Source organism: Streptomyces sp. NPDC091387 (assembly GCF_044756945.1).
Taxonomy (GTDB): domain Bacteria; phylum Actinomycetota; class Actinomycetes; order Streptomycetales; family Streptomycetaceae; genus Streptomyces.
In genome coordinates this window covers 459,093-478,591 of the sequence record NZ_JBIVTZ010000004.1, presented here as the reverse complement: position 1 = coordinate 478,591, position 19,499 = coordinate 459,093, and the positions used below count along the sequence as shown (strand labels likewise).

Annotated in this window: 21 protein-coding genes; 11 read left to right on the top strand and 10 right to left on the bottom strand. The window is 72.1% G+C overall.

Translation table 11 applies throughout. The features are described from left to right. Window positions 1-26: 26 nt before the first annotated feature. Window positions 27-1,814, bottom strand: a complete 1,788-nt coding sequence (locus ACIQM0_RS11495) for a substrate-binding and VWA domain-containing protein (RefSeq protein ID WP_401285776.1) — start codon at window positions 1,812-1,814, stop codon at window positions 27-29. A gap of 185 nt (window positions 1,815-1,999) precedes the next feature. On the opposite strand from ACIQM0_RS11495, the gene ACIQM0_RS11490 reads away from it, so the two are divergent. After that, entirely contained in the window at window positions 2,000-2,779 is a 780-nt protein-coding gene (locus tag ACIQM0_RS11490; protein ID WP_363029032.1) for a CPBP family intramembrane glutamic endopeptidase, read from the top strand. 78 nt (window positions 2,780-2,857) lie between these two features. On the opposite strand, the gene ACIQM0_RS11485 is transcribed toward ACIQM0_RS11490, so the two are convergent. Next, window positions 2,858-3,673 (bottom strand): PhzF family phenazine biosynthesis protein, encoded by an 816-nt coding sequence (locus ACIQM0_RS11485; protein WP_401285775.1) that lies wholly within the window; start codon window positions 3,671-3,673, stop codon window positions 2,858-2,860. A gap of 149 nt (window positions 3,674-3,822) precedes the next feature. Here ACIQM0_RS11485 and ACIQM0_RS11480 point away from each other — a divergent pair, with 149 nt between their 5' ends. Further along, the gene (locus tag ACIQM0_RS11480) at window positions 3,823-4,449 is read left to right on the top strand and encodes a PadR family transcriptional regulator (RefSeq protein ID WP_363076985.1); all 627 of its coding nucleotides are present in this window, start codon (window positions 3,823-3,825) and stop codon (window positions 4,447-4,449) included. A 102-nt stretch (window positions 4,450-4,551) separates the two neighbouring features. Here the strand turns inward: ACIQM0_RS11480 and ACIQM0_RS11475 are convergent, their stop codons facing one another. Together ACIQM0_RS11475 and ACIQM0_RS11470 are read right to left on the bottom strand one after the other, a co-directional pair. Continuing rightward, window positions 4,552-4,983, bottom strand: coding sequence for an SRPBCC family protein (locus ACIQM0_RS11475; protein WP_401285774.1), 432 nt, complete (start codon window positions 4,981-4,983; stop codon window positions 4,552-4,554). Between the two features lie 61 nt (window positions 4,984-5,044). Beyond that, a complete protein-coding gene (locus ACIQM0_RS11470) occupies window positions 5,045-5,257 on the bottom strand; it encodes a hypothetical protein (RefSeq protein ID WP_363029024.1) in 213 nt (70 codons plus the stop codon). A gap of 243 nt (window positions 5,258-5,500) precedes the next feature. Between ACIQM0_RS11470 and ACIQM0_RS11465 the strand changes: the two genes are divergently transcribed. From ACIQM0_RS11465 to ACIQM0_RS11455, 3 genes are all read left to right on the top strand, one after another. After that, window positions 5,501-6,043 (top strand): Clp protease N-terminal domain-containing protein, encoded by a 543-nt coding sequence (locus ACIQM0_RS11465; RefSeq protein ID WP_401285773.1) that lies wholly within the window; start codon window positions 5,501-5,503, stop codon window positions 6,041-6,043. A 145-nt stretch (window positions 6,044-6,188) separates the two neighbouring features. Further along, window positions 6,189-7,193 carry an EamA family transporter gene (locus ACIQM0_RS11460; protein WP_401285772.1) on the top strand — a complete coding sequence of 335 codons (1,005 nt, stop codon included), beginning with the start codon at window positions 6,189-6,191 and terminating at the stop codon, window positions 7,191-7,193. A 156-nt stretch (window positions 7,194-7,349) separates the two neighbouring features. Then, a complete protein-coding gene (locus ACIQM0_RS11455) occupies window positions 7,350-8,309 on the top strand; it encodes a DMT family transporter (RefSeq protein ID WP_401285771.1) in 960 nt (319 codons plus the stop codon). A 58-nt stretch (window positions 8,310-8,367) separates the two neighbouring features. Here the strand turns inward: ACIQM0_RS11455 and ACIQM0_RS11450 are convergent, their stop codons facing one another. Next, window positions 8,368-9,063: a pyridoxamine 5'-phosphate oxidase family protein gene (locus ACIQM0_RS11450; RefSeq protein WP_401285770.1), complete on the bottom strand. Its 696-nt coding sequence runs from the start codon at window positions 9,061-9,063 to the stop codon at window positions 8,368-8,370. 35 nt (window positions 9,064-9,098) lie between these two features. Between ACIQM0_RS11450 and ACIQM0_RS11445 the strand changes: the two genes are divergently transcribed. Then, entirely contained in the window at window positions 9,099-10,430 is a 1,332-nt protein-coding gene (locus tag ACIQM0_RS11445; RefSeq protein ID WP_401285769.1) for an aminotransferase class I/II-fold pyridoxal phosphate-dependent enzyme, read from the top strand. On the opposite strand, the gene ACIQM0_RS11440 is transcribed toward ACIQM0_RS11445, so the two are convergent. Beyond that, window positions 10,408-11,403, bottom strand: a complete 996-nt coding sequence (locus ACIQM0_RS11440; protein WP_401285768.1) for a DMT family transporter — start codon at window positions 11,401-11,403, stop codon at window positions 10,408-10,410. The two genes, ACIQM0_RS11445 and ACIQM0_RS11440, sit on opposite strands and share 23 nt — an antisense overlap. A gap of 74 nt (window positions 11,404-11,477) precedes the next feature. Between ACIQM0_RS11440 and ACIQM0_RS11435 the strand changes: the two genes are divergently transcribed. Continuing rightward, a complete protein-coding gene (locus tag ACIQM0_RS11435) occupies window positions 11,478-12,398 on the top strand; it encodes a LysR family transcriptional regulator (protein WP_401285767.1) in 921 nt (306 codons plus the stop codon). Between the two features lie 18 nt (window positions 12,399-12,416). Here ACIQM0_RS11435 and ACIQM0_RS11430 read toward each other — a convergent pair whose 3' ends face one another. Beyond that, window positions 12,417-12,893, bottom strand: a complete 477-nt coding sequence (locus ACIQM0_RS11430) for a pyridoxamine 5'-phosphate oxidase family protein (RefSeq protein WP_401285766.1) — start codon at window positions 12,891-12,893, stop codon at window positions 12,417-12,419. A gap of 112 nt (window positions 12,894-13,005) precedes the next feature. Here ACIQM0_RS11430 and ACIQM0_RS11425 point away from each other — a divergent pair, with 112 nt between their 5' ends. Then, window positions 13,006-13,656, top strand: a complete 651-nt coding sequence (locus tag ACIQM0_RS11425) for a cysteine hydrolase (RefSeq protein WP_363029006.1) — start codon at window positions 13,006-13,008, stop codon at window positions 13,654-13,656. On the opposite strand, the gene ACIQM0_RS11420 is transcribed toward ACIQM0_RS11425, so the two are convergent. The 3 genes from ACIQM0_RS11420 to ACIQM0_RS11410 form a co-directional block, all read right to left on the bottom strand. Next, window positions 13,640-14,095 (bottom strand): Rieske (2Fe-2S) protein, encoded by a 456-nt coding sequence (locus tag ACIQM0_RS11420; RefSeq protein ID WP_401285765.1) that lies wholly within the window; start codon window positions 14,093-14,095, stop codon window positions 13,640-13,642. The genes ACIQM0_RS11425 and ACIQM0_RS11420 overlap by 17 nt on opposite strands. 73 nt (window positions 14,096-14,168) lie before the next feature. Next, window positions 14,169-16,334: a prolyl oligopeptidase family serine peptidase gene (locus ACIQM0_RS11415; protein ID WP_401285764.1), complete on the bottom strand. Its 2,166-nt coding sequence runs from the start codon at window positions 16,332-16,334 to the stop codon at window positions 14,169-14,171. Between the two features lie 78 nt (window positions 16,335-16,412). Further along, window positions 16,413-17,618, bottom strand: a complete 1,206-nt coding sequence (locus ACIQM0_RS11410; RefSeq protein WP_401285810.1) for a cytochrome P450 — start codon at window positions 17,616-17,618, stop codon at window positions 16,413-16,415. Window positions 17,619-17,923: 305 nt separating this feature from the next. Between ACIQM0_RS11410 and ACIQM0_RS11405 the strand changes: the two genes are divergently transcribed. The 3 genes from ACIQM0_RS11405 to ACIQM0_RS11395 are packed head-to-tail and all read left to right on the top strand — an operon-like array spanning window position 17,924 to window position 19,470. Next, window positions 17,924-18,151 (top strand): hypothetical protein, encoded by a 228-nt coding sequence (locus ACIQM0_RS11405; protein ID WP_363029001.1) that lies wholly within the window; start codon window positions 17,924-17,926, stop codon window positions 18,149-18,151. Between the two features lie 19 nt (window positions 18,152-18,170). Continuing rightward, window positions 18,171-18,659, top strand: a complete 489-nt coding sequence (locus tag ACIQM0_RS11400; RefSeq protein ID WP_363028999.1) for a hypothetical protein — start codon at window positions 18,171-18,173, stop codon at window positions 18,657-18,659. Between the two features lie 58 nt (window positions 18,660-18,717). Next, the gene (locus ACIQM0_RS11395; RefSeq protein ID WP_401285763.1) at window positions 18,718-19,470 is read left to right on the top strand and encodes a thioesterase II family protein; all 753 of its coding nucleotides are present in this window, start codon (window positions 18,718-18,720) and stop codon (window positions 19,468-19,470) included. Window positions 19,471-19,499: the final 29 nt, after the last annotated feature.

The window sequence follows — 19,499 nt, the reverse complement described above, 5'->3', positions numbered from 1 at the left end:
CACGGCCCCTGCCCGCCGCGCGGGTGCTATTCCTCGGCGGCGCGGCCGTTCTGCCCGGCGGTCATGACGGCCTGCAGGATCACCGCCTGGATCTCGGCCGGGTCGTTGACCTGGTAGCCGCCGCCACCGGTCACCTTGGCTATCTCGTTCACCTCTTCGCGGTCGGCGTCGGGGCCGACCGCGATGGCGAGCAGCGGAACCGGGCGCTCAGGGTCGGCGATCCGTCTCAGTTCCGCGATCAGGGCGCTGCGAGAGAGGGAACGGTCGTCCTGGTTCGAGCCGTCGGTGAGGATCACCACGGCGTTGAACTTGCCCTTCACATACGTGCGCTGCGCCTCCTTGTAGGCGGCCAGGGCGGTGTCGTACAGCCCGGTCGCACCGTCCGGCACGGGCTGCAGGGCCGAGAACGCGGCGGCGAGCTTCTGCCGGTGGGTGCCGCCGCCCTTCTCCTGCTGCCCGAGCCGGCTGGTCGGCACCAGCCGCCGGTAGTCCTTGTCGCCGTCGAGCCTGGTGGCGAACTCCCAGAGGCCGATCTCGTCGTTCGGCGTGAACTGGTTGAGGGCCTCGATCAGGGACGCCTTGGTGACGTCCATCCGGGACTGGTTGCGGCCCGGCACGATGGTGGCCATCGAACCCGAGGCGTCGACGACCGTGGTGAGCCGCGCGCTCTGCACGGTGATCGTCCACATCCCGAGCGTTTCCTGAAGCGTGTCGTCGGACGGTGCGGTGGCGGGCGAGGTGGCGTACGGCTGGGGCGACTTGCCGCCCGCCGACGCGACCAGCTGCTCGTCCGCCGTACCGTCGGCGGTCCGGAAGCCGTGCTCCTCCAGCGTGTGCTGCGCGCTCTCCTCGGTCAGCAGAGTCATGAACCGCAGCGCCGCCCGGCTCTCGTCGGTGCTCAGCTTGTTCTCGTTGACCAGCGTGAACGGGTAGTCGAGCAGCGGGGTGCCGTCCGTGGGGTAGAAGAGATCCAGCTTCCCGTCCCCGGTCGCCTCGGCGTTGTGGGCGAACGCGGCCTGTTCGGAGAGCAGCACCGCCTGGTTGCGGGCGGGGTTGCCCTCCTCGGTGCCCGAGCCGTCCCCGGCCAGGGTCCCGAGCACCTGGGTGTCGCTGTCGGACATCCGCTGGGCGAGGAGTTTGGCGGTGCTCGCGACCCTGGTGTCGCTGTCCCCGCCCTGCTTGTCGGAGGACGCGCCGATGCTCGTGAGCGCCAGCAGGCCGGTGGCGCTGCGCGCCGGGTCGGCGGAGCCCAGCCGCACCTTGTCGGCCTCCATCGCCGAGGCCATCAAATCGGCCCAGGTGTATTTCTTCTTCGGCCAGCCGAGGGTCTTCGCGGCGGAGGGCACCGTGGCCAGGGCAACGGGGGAGGAGGCCACGGAGTCGCCCGGGGTGAGCGGCACGGCGTCGCCCGTCCCCCTGGCGCGGCTCAGCCAGAGATCGGAGTCCGGCAGCCACATCTGATAGTCCGGCGTGCCCGTGCCGGCGGCGAGCGCGTCGGCGACCTTGTACGAGTCACGTGCCACCACCTCCACGTCGAGGCAGTGGCCGTCGGATCTGAGATCGTCCTTGCGCGCCTTGTCGGCGACGGTACGCACGGCCGGAGCGATGTCGGGGGAGGCCACCATGGACAGGTGCACCGCGGAGTCGTCGCAGGACTCCGAGAACGACAGCAAGCCGCCCTGGGCCGCTACCGCGGTTCCCGCCGCAACGGCGAGAACGAGCGCGGTGGCGATGGCTACGGTACGACGCCGGTTCGACGGACGGTCCCCGCTTCCGTCCGTCGTGTAGTCGTCGGGCAAGCTGTGACGTCCCATGTCGGTGGTGCCCCTCCTTGAGGATGAACAAGGAAAAAGGGGGACCACACCATCGGCAATGGTGCTCGTCCCCCGGCCTGTCGCGCATGATCTTCGTACCTGTATTCGAGACCCTAGCGGGGCGGGGAGTGGCATGGGACGTGAATGCACAACTCAGGGCAGGTGTACAGGTGGAGGCCGGGCGCGTGGCTGATTCTTATCCTCAGGAGGCCGTGTCACGACGGATCTTGCGGTCCGAGACGGTGTTGGTGCTGGCTCTCTCGCTGGGGGCCAGCGGGGTGTCTGCCCTGATCAGTTTTGTCGGATCACTGACGAAACCAGGGGGTTTGAAGGACCAGGCGGCGACGCTTAACAGCTCGTACGCGCCGGGGCGTCCCTGGCTGGATCTCGCCTGGCAACTCTTCGGCATCACGACCGCACTGGTGCCCGTCGCGCTCGTGGCCCATCTGCTGATCAGAGAGGGCACGGGCCTGCGGGCGATCGGTTTCGACCGGACCAGGCCCGGGTCGGACCTCGGGCGCGGCACGCTGGTGGCGGCGGGCATCGGCAGCGCCGGGCTGGCCTTCTACCTGGTGGTCAGGGCCGCCGGGTTCAATCTCACGGTCGTCCCCGAGTCGCTGCCCGACGTGTGGTGGAAGTTCCCCGTCCTGATCCTGTCGGCGATCCAGAACTCCGTGCTGGAGGAAGTGATCGTCGTCGGATATCTGCTGCGCCGGCTGGGGCAGTTGGGGTGGACGCCCATGGCTGCCCTGGTGGCCAGTTCGGTGCTGCGCGGCTCGTACCACCTGTACCAGGGGATCGGCGGATTCATCGGGAACATGGTGATGGGGGTCGTCTTCGTGCTGCTGTACCGCCGCTGGCAGCGGGTGGGGCCGCTGGTCGCGGCGCACGCCCTGCTCGACATCGGGGCGTTCGTCGGCTACGCGCTGCTCGCCGGGAAGGTGGGCTGGCTGCCCACCCCGTGAGAGGCGGTGGGGCCGGGTTCCGGGAGGGGGCGTGCGGGATGATCCGCACACCCCCTCCCGGCGTTTCCTCCCGCCCCGTCACAGGGTGACGAGCAGTTCCCCCTCCAGGACCGTCACCGCGTCGCCGGTCAGCAGCGTCCGGTCGCCGCGCAGTGAGGTGCGGACCAGCCCGGACCGGGCGGACGCCTGGAGGCCGGTCAGGTCGTCCCGGCCGAGCCGGGCCGACCAGAACGGTGCCAGGGCGGTGTGGGCGCTGCCCGTCACGGGGTCCTCGTCGATGCCCACGGCGGGGAAGAAGCCGCGGGAGACGAAGTCGTAGCCGGCGCCGGTGGCCGCGGCGGTGGCGATGACGCCGCGCCGCGAGTGGGCGGTCAGTGCCGCGAGGTCAGGGGCCAGTCCCCGTACGGCCGCCTCGTCGGCCAGTTCCACGAGCAGGTCGCCGGTGTACGGGCCCGTGTCGTGGACGGACACGGGTTCCGCGCCCAGCGCGGCGGCCAGTCCCTCCGGCGTGGCCTCGGGGGTCAGCGGCGCGGTGGGGAAGTCGAGCGTGAGCGAGCCGTCCGGGTGCGCGGTCGAGGTGAGGACCCCGCACCGCGCGGCGAAGCGCACCGTGCCGCTCGCGGCCCCGGTGGTGTGCAGGACGTGGGCGGTGGCGAGCGTGGCGTGGCCGCACATGTCGACCTCGGTGGCCGGGGTGAACCAGCGCAGGGCCCAGTCGGCGGCGCCGCCCGGCGGCAGCGGGTGCGCGAACGCGGTCTCCGACAGGTTCAGCTCCGCCGCGATCTGCTGGAGCCGGCTGTCGTCGGGGAAGCCGTCCGGGCCGAGCAGCAGGACGCCCGCGGGATTTCCGGTGAAGGGGCGGTCGGTGAACGCGTCGACGATTCGAATCCTCATGCCCCGACCGTAGGCGCGCGCCAAAGCCCCAGGCCAAGGCCAATTCCGGATCGGCGGACCGAACATTTCCGGCAAGAGGTTTGTCAAGCGACCGGTTCCGATATATCGTTGACGCATCGCGACAGATCAACGATAGAAGGAGTGCAGTGATGCGTTCACACGGACATGAGCATGGACACGGGCACGGACACGGCCCCTGCGGGCCGGGAGAGCGCGGACGGGGCGACTTCGAGGGGCGCCGGGCGGCCTTCGGCCAGTTCGGTCCGCCGTTCGGCGGCGGACCCTTCGGCGGTGGCCCCTTCGGGGGCGGACGCGGCCGGGGCGGCGGCCGGGGAAGGGCGCGCCGCGGTGACGTACGTGCCTCGATCCTGGCCCTGCTGAAGGACCGGCCGATGCACGGCTACGAGATGATCCAGGAGATCGGCGAGCGCAGCGGCGGGGCCTGGCGGCCCAGCCCCGGCTCGGTGTACCCGACCCTTCAGCTCCTGGAGGACGAGGGCCTGATCGTCAGCGCCAGCGAGGGCGGCAAGAAGCTGTTCACGCTGACCGACACCGGCCGCACCGAGGCGGAGTCGGGCCCCGAGGCGCCCTGGGAGGAGGCCGGCCGCGGCGTCGACTGGGAGGGTGTCAACGAGATCAGGCAGGCCGGCTTCGGCCTGATGGAGGCGTTCGGCCAGGTCTGGAAGACCGGGTCGGCCGACCAGCGCGAGAAGGCGCTCGCCGTCATCAACGACGCGCGCAAGAAGCTCTACCTGATTCTCGCCGACGAGCACTGAGCCGGCCGGTGCGAAGACTGAGGAGCTGTACGCCGAAGGGCCCCGCGGATGTCCCGCGGGGCTTTTTCGGTGCCGGTGCGCGGGCGGCCGGTCCGCCGGGCGTCAGGCGATGATCAGTCCGTCCAGTTTGCGCAGTGACTCGATGAGGGCGGCGGTGGCCGAATCCTTGAGCTTGCCGGCCATCAGGGAGACCGCCGCCCCCGTGAACTCGCCGTCGATGCGGACCGTCGTGGCGTCCCCGTCCGGTGTCAGCGCGTAGCGCATCTTCAGGTTGACGCCCATCGGACCCTTCCCGGTGGTCGTCAGCAGGCGGCCGTCCTCCAGCTCGGCGACCGTCCAGGTCACCTCGGCCGGGAACCCCATGAGCTTCATGTTCTCCTCATAGGTGCCCGCTAGCTCCAGCGCGGCCGGTCCGCCCTTGGGGAAGCTGGTGTGGGTGGCGTTCCACTCCCCGTACGTGCTGAAGTCGGTCAGCTGGGCCCAGACCTTCTCGGCCGGTGCCTCGATGCGCGCCTCTGCACTGACTTCGGCCATGCGACCACCCCTTCTCGACGGGTTACGGTGTCGCGGAACGTAGCCGCAGTGGGTCGAACATTCAATACTGATGAACTGTCAGATCTGCTGGTTCCGTTCCGGTCCGCCAGATCCGCGCCGAGTCGAAGCGGTCGGAGGCGCGCGGGTGCGGCCCGTCGTCGTGGCAGTGGAACGCCGCCCAGAAGAGGTCCGCGGGCAGTGCGTCCCGCGGCGCGTGGACCCGGTAGACGTAATCGCGCCCGTCGAGTGCGGGCAGGGCGACCAGCCAGCTCACCTCCGGCACTCCTCCCGCCGCCGCAACAGTGCTCCGGGCTGTGGGACGTGTCCGGGGAGGCTTCCGGTTGCTCCGGGAGCGCATGGCAAGGCGGCGCGCGCCGATTCCCCGAATCGGGTTCCAGAACGGCGTGATCTCATCCGTGAGGAGGAGGAGTCGCGCTTCTGTGCCCAACTCGGGTGGGATGCGTCAATGGGTCTCTCCGGGGACGTTCCGGCCCGCCGGGACTGATGAGGTAGAAGGGTGCAGAACCGGACACCGCGGATTCCTCAGCAACCCGCACCGAACCACCGTGCCGAGACCGACGCCGAGCTCACCGCGGAGCTGACCGCCGTGGTGACGGGTGCGCGCAGGCGCGCCCTGCGCGACGGCGACCAGCAGATCGACACGGCTCATCTGCTGCACTCCCTGATCGAGTCGGACGCCGAGGTGCGCACCGCCTTCGCCGGTGGACCGCAGCTGGCCAGGGTGCTCGGCTACCTCGTCCAGCGCAGTATCGGCTACGGGCTCCGCTGGCAGGGCGCGATCGAGGACTCCGGAGCGATTCCGGTCGTGCCGGGCGCTCCGGACGCGGGGGTGGAGGGCTGGTCGCCCGCCGCCGGCTCCGCGATGGAGGAGGCGCACCGGCGCGCACGGCTCCGGGACCGGGATCGGGCCGGCGGGCTCGATCTGCTCGCCGCGCTGGCCGCGGACCGCCGGTGCAGGGCCGTCGAGGTGCTGGAGCGGGCGGGTGTCGACGCGGCGCTGCTCGCGGACCGGATCGTCGAGGCCTCCGACCAGGGATGACCGCAGGGTTCGGCCGATGGCCCGAACCAGCCGGGGCCGTGCGCCACCGGGCCGTATCTGTCAGGGGTGACAGCGGCATCGGAGTGTTACCCGGGTCAGGTGTCACCGGGGTGACGCTCCTGACGGCAGCTGTCATGATGTGCCGATGCACGCGTCTCAGGGGAGAAGCGCCGGCCTGGGACTCGCCCTCGCCTCGGCCCTCGCATTCGGCGGTTCCGGAGTGGCGGCCAAGCCGCTGATCGAAGCGGGTCTCGAACCGCTCCACGTGGTGTGGCTCCGGGTGGCGGGCGCCGCGCTCGTCATGCTGCCCGTGGCCTGGCGCCACCGCGCTCTGGTGCGCAGCCGGCCGGTGCTGCTGCTGGGATTCGGCCTGCTCGCCGTCGCGGGCGTCCAGGCCTGCTACTTCGCGGCGATCTCCCGCATCCCGGTCGGTGTCGCGCTGCTGGTCGAATACCTCGCACCGGCGCTCGTCCTGGGCTGGGTGCGCTTCGTGCAGCGCCGGCCGGTGACCAGGGCGGCCGCCGTCGGCGTGGTCCTGGCCGTGGGCGGTCTGGCGTGTGTGGTCGAGGTGTGGTCCGGGCTGAGCTTCGACCTCGTCGGGCTGCTGCTCGCACTCGGCGCCGCGTGCTGCCAGGTCGGCTACTTCGTCCTCTCCGCCCAGGGCAGCGGCGAGCCGGCGGCGGACGCCGAACCTCCGCACCCGGTCGGAGTCATCGCCTACGGGCTGCTGATCGGTGCCGCCGTGCTCACCGTGGTGGCCCGGCCGTGGGGCATGGACTGGTCCCTGCTCGGCGGCAGCACCGCCATGAACGGCACGGATGTGCCCGCCTGGCTGCTGCTCGTCTGGATCGTGCTGCTCGCCACCGTGATCGCGTACGTCACCGGCGTGATCTCGGTACGGCTGCTGTCCCCGGCCGTCGCGGGTGTGGTCGCCTGCCTGGAAGCGGTCATCGCGACCGTGCTCGCCTGGGTGCTCCTCGGGGAGCACCTGGCCGCCCCGCAGCTCATCGGCGGTTCGCTGGTGCTGTTCGGTGCCTTCATCGCGCAGTCCTCGACACCGAAGGCGCCTTCCGGGCCCATCGCCTCAGGACCGGGCGGTGAGCCGGCCGGGACCGAGGGGGAGTTGTCCGCCGGCCGCACCGCCACGTAGGGTCACGATCATGCATGTGACCGTACTTCCGCCTCCCGCCGCTTAGCGCGGGCGGCCCCATCTGACGAAGACCGGGCTCGGGCAGTCCCCGAGCGGTTCGTCGCTGCCCGCGTGCGGAGCCGAGCGACCACCCCCGTCTTCCTTGGAGAAGTACACGTGTCGTCGAATCATGCTTCCGGCCTGTCCACCGGGCGGAGCCTCTGCTATCTGATCATCGCCGGAGTCGCCTGGGGCACGGCCGGTGCCGCCGCCTCACTGATCTTCGAGGCCAGTGATCTCGGGCCCCTCGCGCTGTCGTTCTGGCGCTGTGCGGGCGGCCTCGTCCTCCTGCTCGCCGCGCTGGCGCTGCGGCCCGCGCGGGCGGCGGCTGCTGCCGAACCCCGTCGTCGCCGGCTGCTGCGCATCGTCGGCACCGGCGTGGGGCTCGCCGTCTTCCAGACCGCGTACTTCGCCGCGGTCCAGGTCACCGGCCTCGCGGTCGGGACCGTCGTCACCCTCGGGGCGGGCCCCGTCCTCATCGCCGTCGGCGCCCGGCTGACCATGGGCGAGCGGCTGGGCGGCGGCGGGATCGCCGCGGTGACGGGCGCACTCACCGGGCTCTCCGTGCTGGTGCTCGGCGGCGACGCGGGGACGGTGCGGCCGGCCGGAATCGCACTGGCGCTGCTCTCCGCGGCCGGCTGCGCCGCGATGACCCTGCTGACCCGCCGGCTCGGCCGTGACGGGGGAGGCGCGGACGCGCTCGCCACCAGCGCCTGGGCTTTCGCCGTCGCGGCGGTCCTGCTGCTGCCGATGGCGGCCGGTGAGGGCATCGTGCCGCAGACCGCGCACACGGCGCAGGTGGTCACCCTGCTCGTGTACGTGGCCGCGGTCCCGACCGCACTCGCCTACGCGCTCTACTTCGCGGGGGCCGCGGTGGTGCGCGCCGCCACCGTCTCGGTGATCATGCTCCTCGAACCGGTGAGCGCGGCGGTCATCGCCGTCGTGGTGCTCCATGAGGAACTCACCGCGGCCACGGTCGCCGGGACCCTGCTGCTGCTCACCGCGGTGGCCGGGCTGGCGGTGGCAGAGACCCGCGGCGCCGCGAACGCCCGGCGCGAGGCGGCCGCCCACGCCTGACCGGAAGGTGGCGGGCCGCTCCCTCTTCTTCGCCGAGGGCCCGCCGCCCCGGGGTGGTTCAGAGCGCCTTCAGGTAGTCCGGAACCGAGATGGCGGGATCGAGGTCGGCCGCGGGGACGGGAGCGGCGAAGCCGTGCGTCAGCGGGACGACGCCCGTCCAGTGGGGCAGTCCGAGGTCCTCGGGGTCGTCGTTCGGGCCGCCGGTGCGGACCTTGGCGGAGACCTCCCGCAGATCCAGCCGGAGCACGGCGGTGGCCGCGAGCTCCTTCTCGTCGGCCGGCCGTGAGTCCCGTGAGCGCCCCGGAACCACCTGCTCCACGATCGCGTCGAGCGCGGTGCGCCGCTCCTCGGGGTCGGTCACCGCGTGAGCGACGCCATGGACCACCACGGAGCGGTAGTTGAGCGAGTGGTGGAAGGCGGAACGGGCCAGGACCAGCCCGTCCACATGCGTCACCGTCAGGCACACGGCGAGGCCGTCGGGGCTGCCGCCCGCCGTCCGCAGCGGGCGGGAGCCGGTGGAACCGTGTACGTAGAGCCGCTCGCCGACCCGGCCGAAGAGCGTCGGCAGGACGACGGGGGCCCCGTCGCGCACGAAGCCGAGATGGCAGACGTAGGCCTCGTCGAGTATCGAGTGGATCTGTTCGCGGTCGTATCCGGCCCGTTCGCGGGAGCGGGTCGGGACCGTCCGCCCGGTCGGTTCGTAAGCGGCCGCGGCGTCCGGGCCCGCGGTCCGCGGCGGTTGGGTGTCCGGCATTGCGTTCTCCATTGCACTAGTGCATACTCTTGTTTGTGCTAGGAGAGTATCGGATCACCGGACGGCGTGCATCGGAAATTGCCGCCAGCGTGGAGCAGGCGGTCAGCTCTGGAGAGCTGACCCCCGGCCAAGTGCTGCCTCCCATGAGGGAGTTGGCCGCCCTGCTGGAGGTGAATCCCAATACGGTGGCGGCCGCCTACCGCACTCTGCGCGAGCGCGGGGTGATCGAGACGGCCGGGCGCAGGGGCAGCCGGATCCGGCCGCGCCCCGCGAGCACCGCACGCGGATCGCTGCGGATCGAGGCGCCGCCCGGCGTGCGGGACCTGGGGAAGGGGAACCCGGACCCGGCGCTGCTGCCCGCCCTGGGCGAGGCGTTCGCCGCGGTCACGGAGACGTACGCGCGGGCGCCCGGGATGTACGCGGAGCCGCCCGTGGACCCGGAGTTCGCCGCGCTCGCGCGGGGCGGGTTCGACGCCGACGGCGTTCCGGCCGGGCCGGTGATCGCCACCTCGGGATCGCTCGACGCGATCGAACGGGTGCTGAACGCCCACCTCAGACCCGGTGACGCGGTCGCCGTCGAGGACCCCGGCTGGGGAAGTCTGCTGGATCTCGTACCGGCGCTGGGGATGCGGCCCGTCCCCGTCGCGCTCGACGACGACGGGCCGCTGCCGGACGCTCTCGAAGCCGCGCTGAGGGCCGGCGCCCGTGCGGTCGTCGTCACCGGCCGGGCACAGAATCCGACCGGGGCCGCGATCGGCACCGCGCGAGCGGCCGAACTGCGGGCGGTTCTCGCCGGCCACCGGGGCGTGCTGCTGATCGAGGACGACCACGGACACGCCATCGTCGACCTCCCGCTGCACCCCCTGGCCGGCGCCACGGACCGCTGGGCGTTCGTGCGGTCGGTGGCCAAGGCGTACGGGCCGGATCTGCGGGTCGCCGTGCTGACGGGCGACGCGGTCACGGCCGACCGGGTGTCGGGGCGGCAGCAGCTGGGGCCCGGCTGGGTCAGCAGGCTGCTGCAACGGGCGATGGTGCACCTGTGGACCGCGGGCGCCGTGGACCCGCAGGCGGTGGCCCGGTCCTACGCGCGTCGCCGCGACGCCCTGGTTCGGGAGCTGGAGGCGAGAGGGGTCGAGGCGCACGGCCGCAGCGGTATGAACGTGTGGGTCCCCGTGAGCGACGAGACCGGGGCCGTGACGCGGTTGCTGCACGCGGGCTGGGCGGTGGCGCCCGGAGCCCGTTTCCGGATATCCGCGCCGCAGGGGATCCGGATCACCGTGTCGCCGCTCGACGACGCGGACATCGTCCCGCTGGCGGACGCGGTGGCGGCGGCGGCCGGGCCCGTCAAGCCCCTGAGCTACGGCTGAGCCGCCGCCGGACAGGGGCGGGTTCAGGCAGCGGGACGGCCGCCCTGGCGGCCCGCGGCCTGCTCTGGGTCAGTGCGGCTCCCGCCAGGACCACGAGGGCGCCGACCGGGGTGTTCCAGCTCAGCTGTTCGCCGAGCACGGTGACTCCGGCGGCGGTGGCGATCACCGGGATGAAATAGGTGACCATCTGCGCGGTCGTCGGGCCGACCTCGGTGACCAGCCCGTACTGCAGCAGTACCGCGAGTCCTGTGCCGAGAGCCCCCAGGGCGACCACGGCCAGGGTGGGCAGCAGCGGGAATCCCGCCGGTGCCGAGGTGAACAGCGGCGTCACCGCGGCGAGTTGCACGGTGCCCAGGAAGAGCTGGCTGCCCGTGAGCGCGAGGGTCGAAGAGCCGCTGCCCGCCAGCGTCCGGCGGACGTAGATCCAGCCGACCGGATAGCTGAGGGAGGCCAGCAGTGCCATCGCCGTACCGGTGAAGTCCAGTCCGGAGAAGCCCTGCCAGGCGCCCAGTACGGTCAGCACCCCGACGAAGCCGAGCCCGAGGCCGGCGACCCGCCGCCGGGTCGGCCGGTCCTCCGAGAGCGCGACCAGTGACAGCAGCATGCCCCACAGCGGTGACGTCGCGTTGCAGATGCCGGCCAGCGTCGAGGGGATGGTCAGCTCGGCATACGCGAAGAGCGAGAACGGCAGTGCGTTGAGGAAGAAGGCGGCGACGGCCAGATGGCCCCAGGTGCGGGCGGTGCGCGGCAGCCGCTCCCGCTTCACCGCCATGGCCACGGCCAGCACCGCCGTGCCCGACAGCAGCCGGCCGAGGGTGACCTGGAACGGTGCGTACCCATGGGTACCGACCTTGATGAGGAGGAAGCTGAATCCCCAGATGAGCGAGAGCGCCGCGAAGCGCAGCCGCCAGTCCAGAGCCGGGGGGCGGGCCGGGCCGGTGGGGGAGGAGGTCGGTGCGGGCGGTGCGCTCATGGGCTCCACGATGACGAATTCGATCTCGTAGCACAAGTGAGAGTTCGTTCGGTAGTCGGCGTAGCATTGCTTACATGTTGAATCTGGAGCGCCTGCGCACCCTGGATGCCCTCGCCCGGCTCGGCTCGGTCAGTGGCGCCGCCGAGGGGCTGCACGTCACGACGTCGGCCGTCTCGCAGCAGATGGCCAAGCTGGAGCGTGAGGTGGGGCAGCAGCTGCTCGCCAAGAACGGCCGCGGGGTCCGGCTCACCGACGCGGGGCAGTTGCTGGCCGGCCACGCGGCCCGGATTCTCTCCCAGGTCGAGCTGGCCCAGTCCGACATCGAGGCGCAGCGGGGTGAGGTGGTGGGCGAGATCCGGCTGGGCGCGTTCCCCACCGCGGCGCGCGGTCTCTTCCCGTCCACCCTGCTCGCCCTGCGCGCGGATCACCCCGAACTCCGGGTGCGTACCAGCGAACTGGAGCCCGAGGCCGGAATCCGCGCGGTGTTCAGGGGCGACATCGACCTCGCGGTGGTGCTGGACTGGAGCAACAAGCGGCTGCCCGTACCGGGTGGTCTGGCCACGGCGCACCTGCTCGACGACGTCCCGGACGTCGCGATGCCGGCCGGGCACCCGCTCGCGGACCGGGACGAGGTGGATCTGGAGGACTTCGCCGACGACGACTGGGTGTCCTGGCCCGAGGGCGAGTTCTGTTACGAGTGGCTGGTGTTCACCCTCCGCTCCAAGGGTATCGAGCCGCGCATCAGCCACCTCGCGGGCGAGCACCACACCCAACTCGCCCTGATCGCCGCCGGTATGGGGGTGTGTGTGGCGCCCAGGCTGGGGCGTGGACCGGTTCCGGACGGGGTGCGGCTGGTGCCCGTACGGCAGAGGATGCGGCGTCACGTCCATGCCGTCTGGCGTGCGGACGCGGACCGCCGGCCGTCGATCAGGGCGGCGGTCGCGGCGCTGCGCGAGGCGGGCCGGGAGCTGGACGAGCCGCTGGACGCCGACTGATCAGGCCCCCGCGGGCTGTCAGGCGCCGGGCAGGCCGGCGAGTTTGCCGAAGTCCCAGGACGTGACGGCCTCCGGGGTGAGCCGCAGCCACGCGTGCCGGCCGTCGTGCGGCATCACCTCCATGCCGAAGTACTTCGCCGCGAACAACCGCTCGGGCACGGCGAGTTCAGGGCAGGGTTCGCCGGTACGCGGTGCCTCGCCGACGAACACCGCGTCGCCCGAGAGCTCGATGCCGCGCAGCTCCCCGTACTCCACGCCGTCGTCGACGACCACGGCGATCTTCGGGTCGTGGCCGAGATGCGACCAGCGCAGGCTCCGGGTGATCGAGTAGAGCCACAGCGAGGCGCCGTCCCAGCAGAACCAGAGCGCCCCGACGTGCGGGCGGCCGTCCGGGCCGACGGTCGCGACCCGGCAGGTGCGCTGTTCGGCGAGGTAGGTGTCGCGTTCCTCGTCCGTCATCATGATTCGGCGGCCCCGACGCTGAACGACGGCCATGGGAAGCACCCTCCTGTTGGCTGACTACGTGTCAGGAATCATGGAGTCTCTTCCCTCATCGCGCAATGGGGGTTAGCCTCGCGCGCCCGTTCCGTCGCCGAGAGGGGCAGCCGTGCCGTCCAGGGAACAGCTCGCCGAGCAGATCGATCCGGCCTCCACCGTCCTGCTGACGGTGGAGTGCCAGCAGGGTGTGGTGGGGCCGGGCAGCGCGCTGCCCGAACTCGCCAAGGAGGCCAGGTCCTCGGGGGCGCTGCACAACGTGGCCCGGCTGGTCGCCGCCGCTCACGAGACCGGTGTCCAGGTACTGCACGCCGTGGCCGAACGCCGCCCCGACGGCCGCGGTGCCAACCACAACGCCCGGCTCTTCCGCGCCGCCGGCCGGCTGCCCGTGCAGCAGCACTCCGGCACCACGGCGGTACGGATCGCCGAACCGATCGAGGTGGCGGACGAGGACCTCGTCGTCCGCAGACTTCACGGGCTCTCACCCATCGCGGGCACGGACGTGGACGCGCTGCTGCGCAACCTCGGCTGCCGCACGCTCGTCGTCACCGGGGTGTCGGCCAACGTGGCCATCCCCAACGCGGTGTTCGACGCCGTGAACCTCGGCTACACGGCGGTGGTGCCGTCCGACGCCATCGCGGGGGTGCCCGCCGACTACACCCCCGCGATGATCCGCAACACCCTCGCCCTGGTCGCCACCGTCGCCACCACGGACGACGTGCTCGGCTGCTGGCTGGGCGGCCGCTCTAGGACACGAGGCTGATCGAGCCGTCCTGGACCTCGATCGGGGTGGCCGGCAGCGGTTCGGTGGCGGGTCCTGCCTTCACGCTGCCGGTCGCCACGTCGAACTTGCTCCCGTGGCAGGGGCAGTTGATGGTGCCGTCCGCGACGCTCGACACCGCGCAGCCCATGTGGGTGCACTTCGACGAGAACGCCTTGAACTCACCGGCCGTCGGCTGCGTCACCACGACCGCCTGCTCCTTGAAGATCTTGCCACCGCCCTCCGGGATGTCGGTGGTCTTCGCGAGGACGGCGCCCCCGCCGCCCGCCCCGCTCTCACCGGACTGTTCGACGGCACCGGAACCGGCCGCCTCCTTCGAGCCGCCGCACGCGGTCAGTACGGCAGCCACGGAGACGGCGCCGGCCGCCGTGACGACGGTCCGGCGTCCGGGACGGCCCTCGTGGTCCTGCGATGTGCTCATGCTGGCTTTCCCTTCCACGGTGTACTCGGCTCCGGGGCTTCGTCCAGGGATACGCACAGCCGGCACCCCGTGTTCAAAGCCCCAGGGACTTCCTCAGGAAATCCCGCTCCAGCAGCAACAGGTTGCTCGCCGTCTCCTCCCGGCTGACCAGATGGCCGGCGCCCGACAACGGCAGCACCGTGTGCGGCCGGCCGGCGGCCAGCAGCGCTGCGGAGAACCGCAGCGTGTGAGCCACGGCCACATTGTCATCGGCAAGACCGTGCACCAGCATGAGCGGCCGGGTCAGGGCACCGGCCTCGTCCAGGAGGGAATTGCGGGTGTAGTCCCGCGCGAACACATCCGGGTGGCCCAGGAACCGTTCCTCCCAATGGGTGTCGTAGAGCCGCCGGTCGACCGACGGCGCACCCGCGATCGCGGCGTGGAAGACCTCCGGATGACGCAGCACGGCGGCCGCCGCCAGATAGCCGCTGAACGACCAGCCGCGCATCGCCACCCGCGTCAGGTCCAGGTCCGGGTGGAGCGCGGCCGCCGCGCGCAACGCGTCGATCTGGTCCTCCAGCACCACGGTGAGGCGGTCGCCGTGCACCGCCTTCTCCCAGGCCTCGCCACGCCCCGGCGTGCCCCGCCCGTCGGTCACCAGGACCGCGAAGCCCTGCTCGGCGAACCACTGGGCGACCGCGACCCACCAGGTACGCACCTTCAGGACGACCTGCATGCCGTGGCCCGCGTAGGGGCTGAGCAGCACCGGCAGCGGACCGTCGCCCGGCCGGTGCCACGACGGCAGGTAGAGCCTGCTGCGCAGTTCCCGCTCGCCCAGGCTCAGGGCCAGCGGCCGCGGGGCGACGAGCGGTTCCTCCGCCAGGACCGCGATCCGGCCGACCGGGACGCCGTCCCGCAGCACCGTCACGCCGTGGCCGTCCGGAGTCCTGCTCTCCAGCACCACCGTCGGCCCGCCGACCGACGCCGTGTGCACACCGGGTGCGCCGCTGACCCTTACGAAACCCTCCTCGGGCGCGTCGGTCGCGTACGACCAGACGTGCGTTTCGGTCGGCTCCTCGCCCGCGGTGAAGTACACCCGCCCGCCGGACGCGCCGACCACCTCGCGGACCTCCAGACCCGGCGGTGTCGAGGTGCCGCCGATGTCCAGCCCCTGGGTGTCGCCGCCCGAACGGGCGGCGACGGTGAGCGCGCCCGAGGCGAGACGCAGCGGGGTGCCCGGCCGCAGCGCCACCCAGGCGGGGTCGTGGGCCCGGCTCATGGTCCGGGTCGCGCCCGAGCACTCGTCCACTTCCAGGACGTGGACGGACCGCTGGTCCCGCGTCTGCACGGATACCAGCGGCCCACGGCTGTCCCAGTCGGCCGACACGACGTACTGGAAGGTCCGGTCGGTCCAGGTGCCTTCCGGATGGTCCTCGCCGGCGGCCGCGGGCAGCCGTACATCGGTCCGTTCCCCGGACACCCGGACCAGATGCAGCGACACCTTCGCGTTCGGTGTACCGGCGGCCGGATACGGCACCACGCGCGGCGGCCGCTCCGGGGCCGCCGGATCACTGATGTACCGGCGCCGGACCCCGGCGGTGTCCACCCGGGCCACCAGCAGCGCATCGCCGCGCGGCGACCACCAGTAGCCGCGAGAGCGCCCGATCGACTCCTGCGACACATGGTCGGACAGCCCGTACGTCACCTGCTCACCGTCCGGCCCGGCGAGCGCGCGGCCGGGCGTCCCGTCGGCCCGCACGGTGTGCAGCGCCCCGCCGGACACGTACGCGATCAGGGAACCGTCGGGCGAGGGGCGCGGGTCCACGACCGGTCCCGCCGTGGCGATCCGGCGCGGCGCCCCGCCGTCGGTGCGCACCACCCAGAGCGTGCCCCCAAGGGCGAAGGCCACCAGCCCCGCGGACCCGTCCGTGGCGTAGGAGACCACGCCGGAGGAGGTCTCCCGGGCCCGTTCCCGCCGCGCCCGCTCCGCCGGCGGCACCTCGCCCGGACCCTCGTCCGTGAGGCCCGGCGCGAGGGGGTCGGCGAGCATCCGCTCCGCGCCGTTCTCGTACAGCCACAGCCGGCTCACCGGGTCGGTGCCCGACGTGCCGCGCACGAACAGGACCCGCTCCCCGTCCGGGGAGACGGTGAAGTGCCGCGGCACCCCGAGGGAGAAGCGCCGGGTGCGGGCGAACTGGACGGGGAACCGCTCGGTCGCGGTCGCGAGGGCATCGGCCGGTGTGCCGGGAGGGGGAGTCATGGCGACACCATGACAGGTCGAAATCCACCGGATCCAGCCCCGTCCCGCCACCCCGGTCCGGGGCCGCCCGGCAGCCTCTCAGCCGTGCAGCCGTACCGGCAGCCGCCGCACGCTGTTGCCCACGAAGGAAGCGTGCCGCGGCAGTTCGGACTCGGGGACGGCGAGATCGAGGCCGGGGAAGCGCGCGAAGAGCCGCTCCAGTGCGGCAACGCCCTCCATCCGGGCCAGCGGGGCGCCCATGCAGTAGTGCGCGCCATGGCCCAGTGACAGGTGCCGGACCCCGCGGTCGCGGGTGATGTCGAAGCGTCCGGCGTCGGGACCGTGGACCGAGGGGTCGCGGCCCGCCGCGGAGTAACCGGCCAGCACCGGGGTCCCCTTGGGGATCACGGTGCCGCCGATGGCGAGGTCGCGGGTCGGGTAGCGGAACGGGAAGTAGCTGACCGGGCTGTCCCAGCGCAGTGTCTCCTCGACCACGTCCGACCAGCTCGCCCCGCCCGACCGCACCAGGGCGAGCTGGTCGCGGTGGGTGCACAGGGCCCGTACGGCGTTGGTGATCAGATTCAGCGTCGTCTCGTGGCCGGCGATGATCGTGAGCATCAGGGTGCCGATCAGCTCGTGCGGGCCGAGCCGGTCGCCGTTCTCCTCCCGGGCCGCGATCAGCGCGCTGGTGAGATCGTCCCCCGGACGCTCCGTCCGGGCGGCGGCGACCGCGCTCAGCACCTCGACCATCTCCCGGTTGGCCGCCTTCGCCTCCACCGGGCCGATGTCCGTCGCGACGATCAGGTTGGACAGGTGGTGCAGCCGGTCGTGGTGTGCGGCCTCCACGCCCAGCAGCTCGCAGATGACGCCCATCGGCAACGGCAACGCGAAGTGCGCACGCAGATCCGCGACGCCGTCACCGGTGGCGGCCGCCTCTTCGAGGCCGTCCAGGAGCGAGTCCGTCAACGCCGCGACGCGCGGCCGCAGTTCCTCGACCCGGCGCGCGGTGAACGCCTTGCTCACCAGGGACCGCAGCCGACGGTGGTCGACGCCGTCCGCGGTGGTCATGCCCTGCACCGTCGCGAAGGTCCGCAACGGCCAGCCGTCGGCGATCCCACCGGCCTGGAGCGCCGCGAAGTGCCGCGCGTCCTTGGCGACGTCGGGGTGCGCGAGGAACTCCTTGAGCGCGTCGTGGCCCAGTACCGCCATGCCCTCCACCTCGCCGGGGAGGATCACCGACGTCACGGCGCCCCGGGCGAGCAGCCGGGCGTTGGCCGCGTGCGGACAGCCGCCCGCCGGGTCCATGCGGTGCGGCTGACCGGCTGCGGAGTTCACCGGGGAGGTGTTCAACAGGGCTCTCCAGACTGAGAGATGCGACGAGCGGACGTTCCGGCGGACCGCGCCGAGAGTCTTCCGTTTCTACCAGGTCGGATCAGGGCGTGTGGGGGATCCCGCGAGCCCCGCATGAGCCGGACGGGTGACCCCGGGCGCCCGGGGCGACATCCCGACGGAACCGGCCGCCGAGATGCCGCCGTAACTGCCGATCGCGGCCCGACGCGGAACCTACCGTCAACTCCTGTAAGCGATAACCGACTTCTTGGAGGACAGGGATGAACAACAGCATTCGTACCGCAGCCGCCGCAGCAGCTCTCGTCGCCGGTCTCGTCACGGTGAGCGGTACCGCCAACGCGGCCGAGCGTCCGGACCGGATCACCAGCCAGGAGCAGCTCGCCAGGAGCATCGCTCAGGCGGTGGCCGCCGAACAGGAGAACGGCCCCGTGAACGGCGGGGTCATCGGCGGTCTGGTGCTCACCTCGGCTTCCACGCGTTCCTGCTGACGGATAGGAGGTGAGCACCGTGGACAGCACTGCGGACCTTGCCCAGGACGGGCAGGAGAGTCCTCTCAGATGGTGTCCGAGCGGCGATGCGAGCCGCCCGGAGTCCGTTGTCCTCGGCGTTCGGTCCGGGGATCGCGACCAGGTCGTCTACCTGGCCGAACCCGTACCCGCCGCCGATGTTCTCGGGGCCATCCCGGAGGGGATCTCCCCCAACCGGGTGCTCCGGTTCGCCTCGCACTGCGTGTCGGACTGCGCGAACCGGGTCGGTGAGGCCTGCGGGCTGATCGAACGCATCAAGACCGTACCGGCCGAGACCGGACCGGTCGCCGTTCCGCGGTGCCACCTCCGCCCGCACTGCAAGTGGTGGAACCAGGCCGGCGTCGAGGCCTGCCACCGCTGCCCCGCCCTCACGACGCTGCAACCCCGCGACAACGAACTCGCCGTTCTTGTCGCGGACCCGGCCACCACTCGTGAACAATTGGAGAACTGGATCGCCGCCGCTCCGTGAGCGGGGATCGTTCACGGAGCCGGTCACGGACCGGACCGAGCACGAGAGAAGGGATGTCGTGAACAACTGGATACGGTGTTTCCGCCCGGCCCCCGACGCCGGAGCCCAACTGCTGTGCTTCCCCCACGCGGGTGGTTCGGCCAGTGGCTACCATCCGCTGTCGATCGCGGTCGCGGGGACGGTGGAGACACTGGTCGTGCAGTACCCCGGGAGGCACGACCGCATCGCCGAACCGTTCGCCGAACGGTTCGGCGATGTCGTTGAGGCGGTGCTGGCCTCGCTCCCCGCGAGCGGGGGCCGGCCGCTCATGCTGTTCGGCCACAGCATGGGCGCTCTCCTGGCGTTCGAGACCGCGCGGCGGCTCGCGGCCGAAGGGCGGGCACCCGCGGCGCTGTTGGTCTCGGGGAGCGAAGCCCCGTCACTTCCGCGACGGGCACGGCTGCCCACCCCCGCCAGCGACGAGGACCTGATCGGGGAGATGCGGCTGCTGTCCGGTACGGACGAGGAACTGCTGACCGATCCCGAAATCCTCGGGCTCGCGCTGCCGCCGCTGCGCGCCGACTACGCCATGCTCTTCGCCCGCACCCATGTCCCCGGGCCGCCGCTGCGCTGCCCGGTCGTCGCGCTGACCGGTGACAGGGACCCCCGGGTCTCCGTCGAGGGAGTACAGGCCTGGGAGCAGGAGACCGAGGGCCCCTTCGAGCGGCACGTGCTGTCCGGCGGCCACTTCTTCCTGGGCGACCACCTGGACCGGGTGGCGGAACTCGTCGCCGCGAACGTGCCCGGCCGGGCGGTCCGTTCCACCGGCTGACACCGCACACCTCACATCGCACGTCGCAC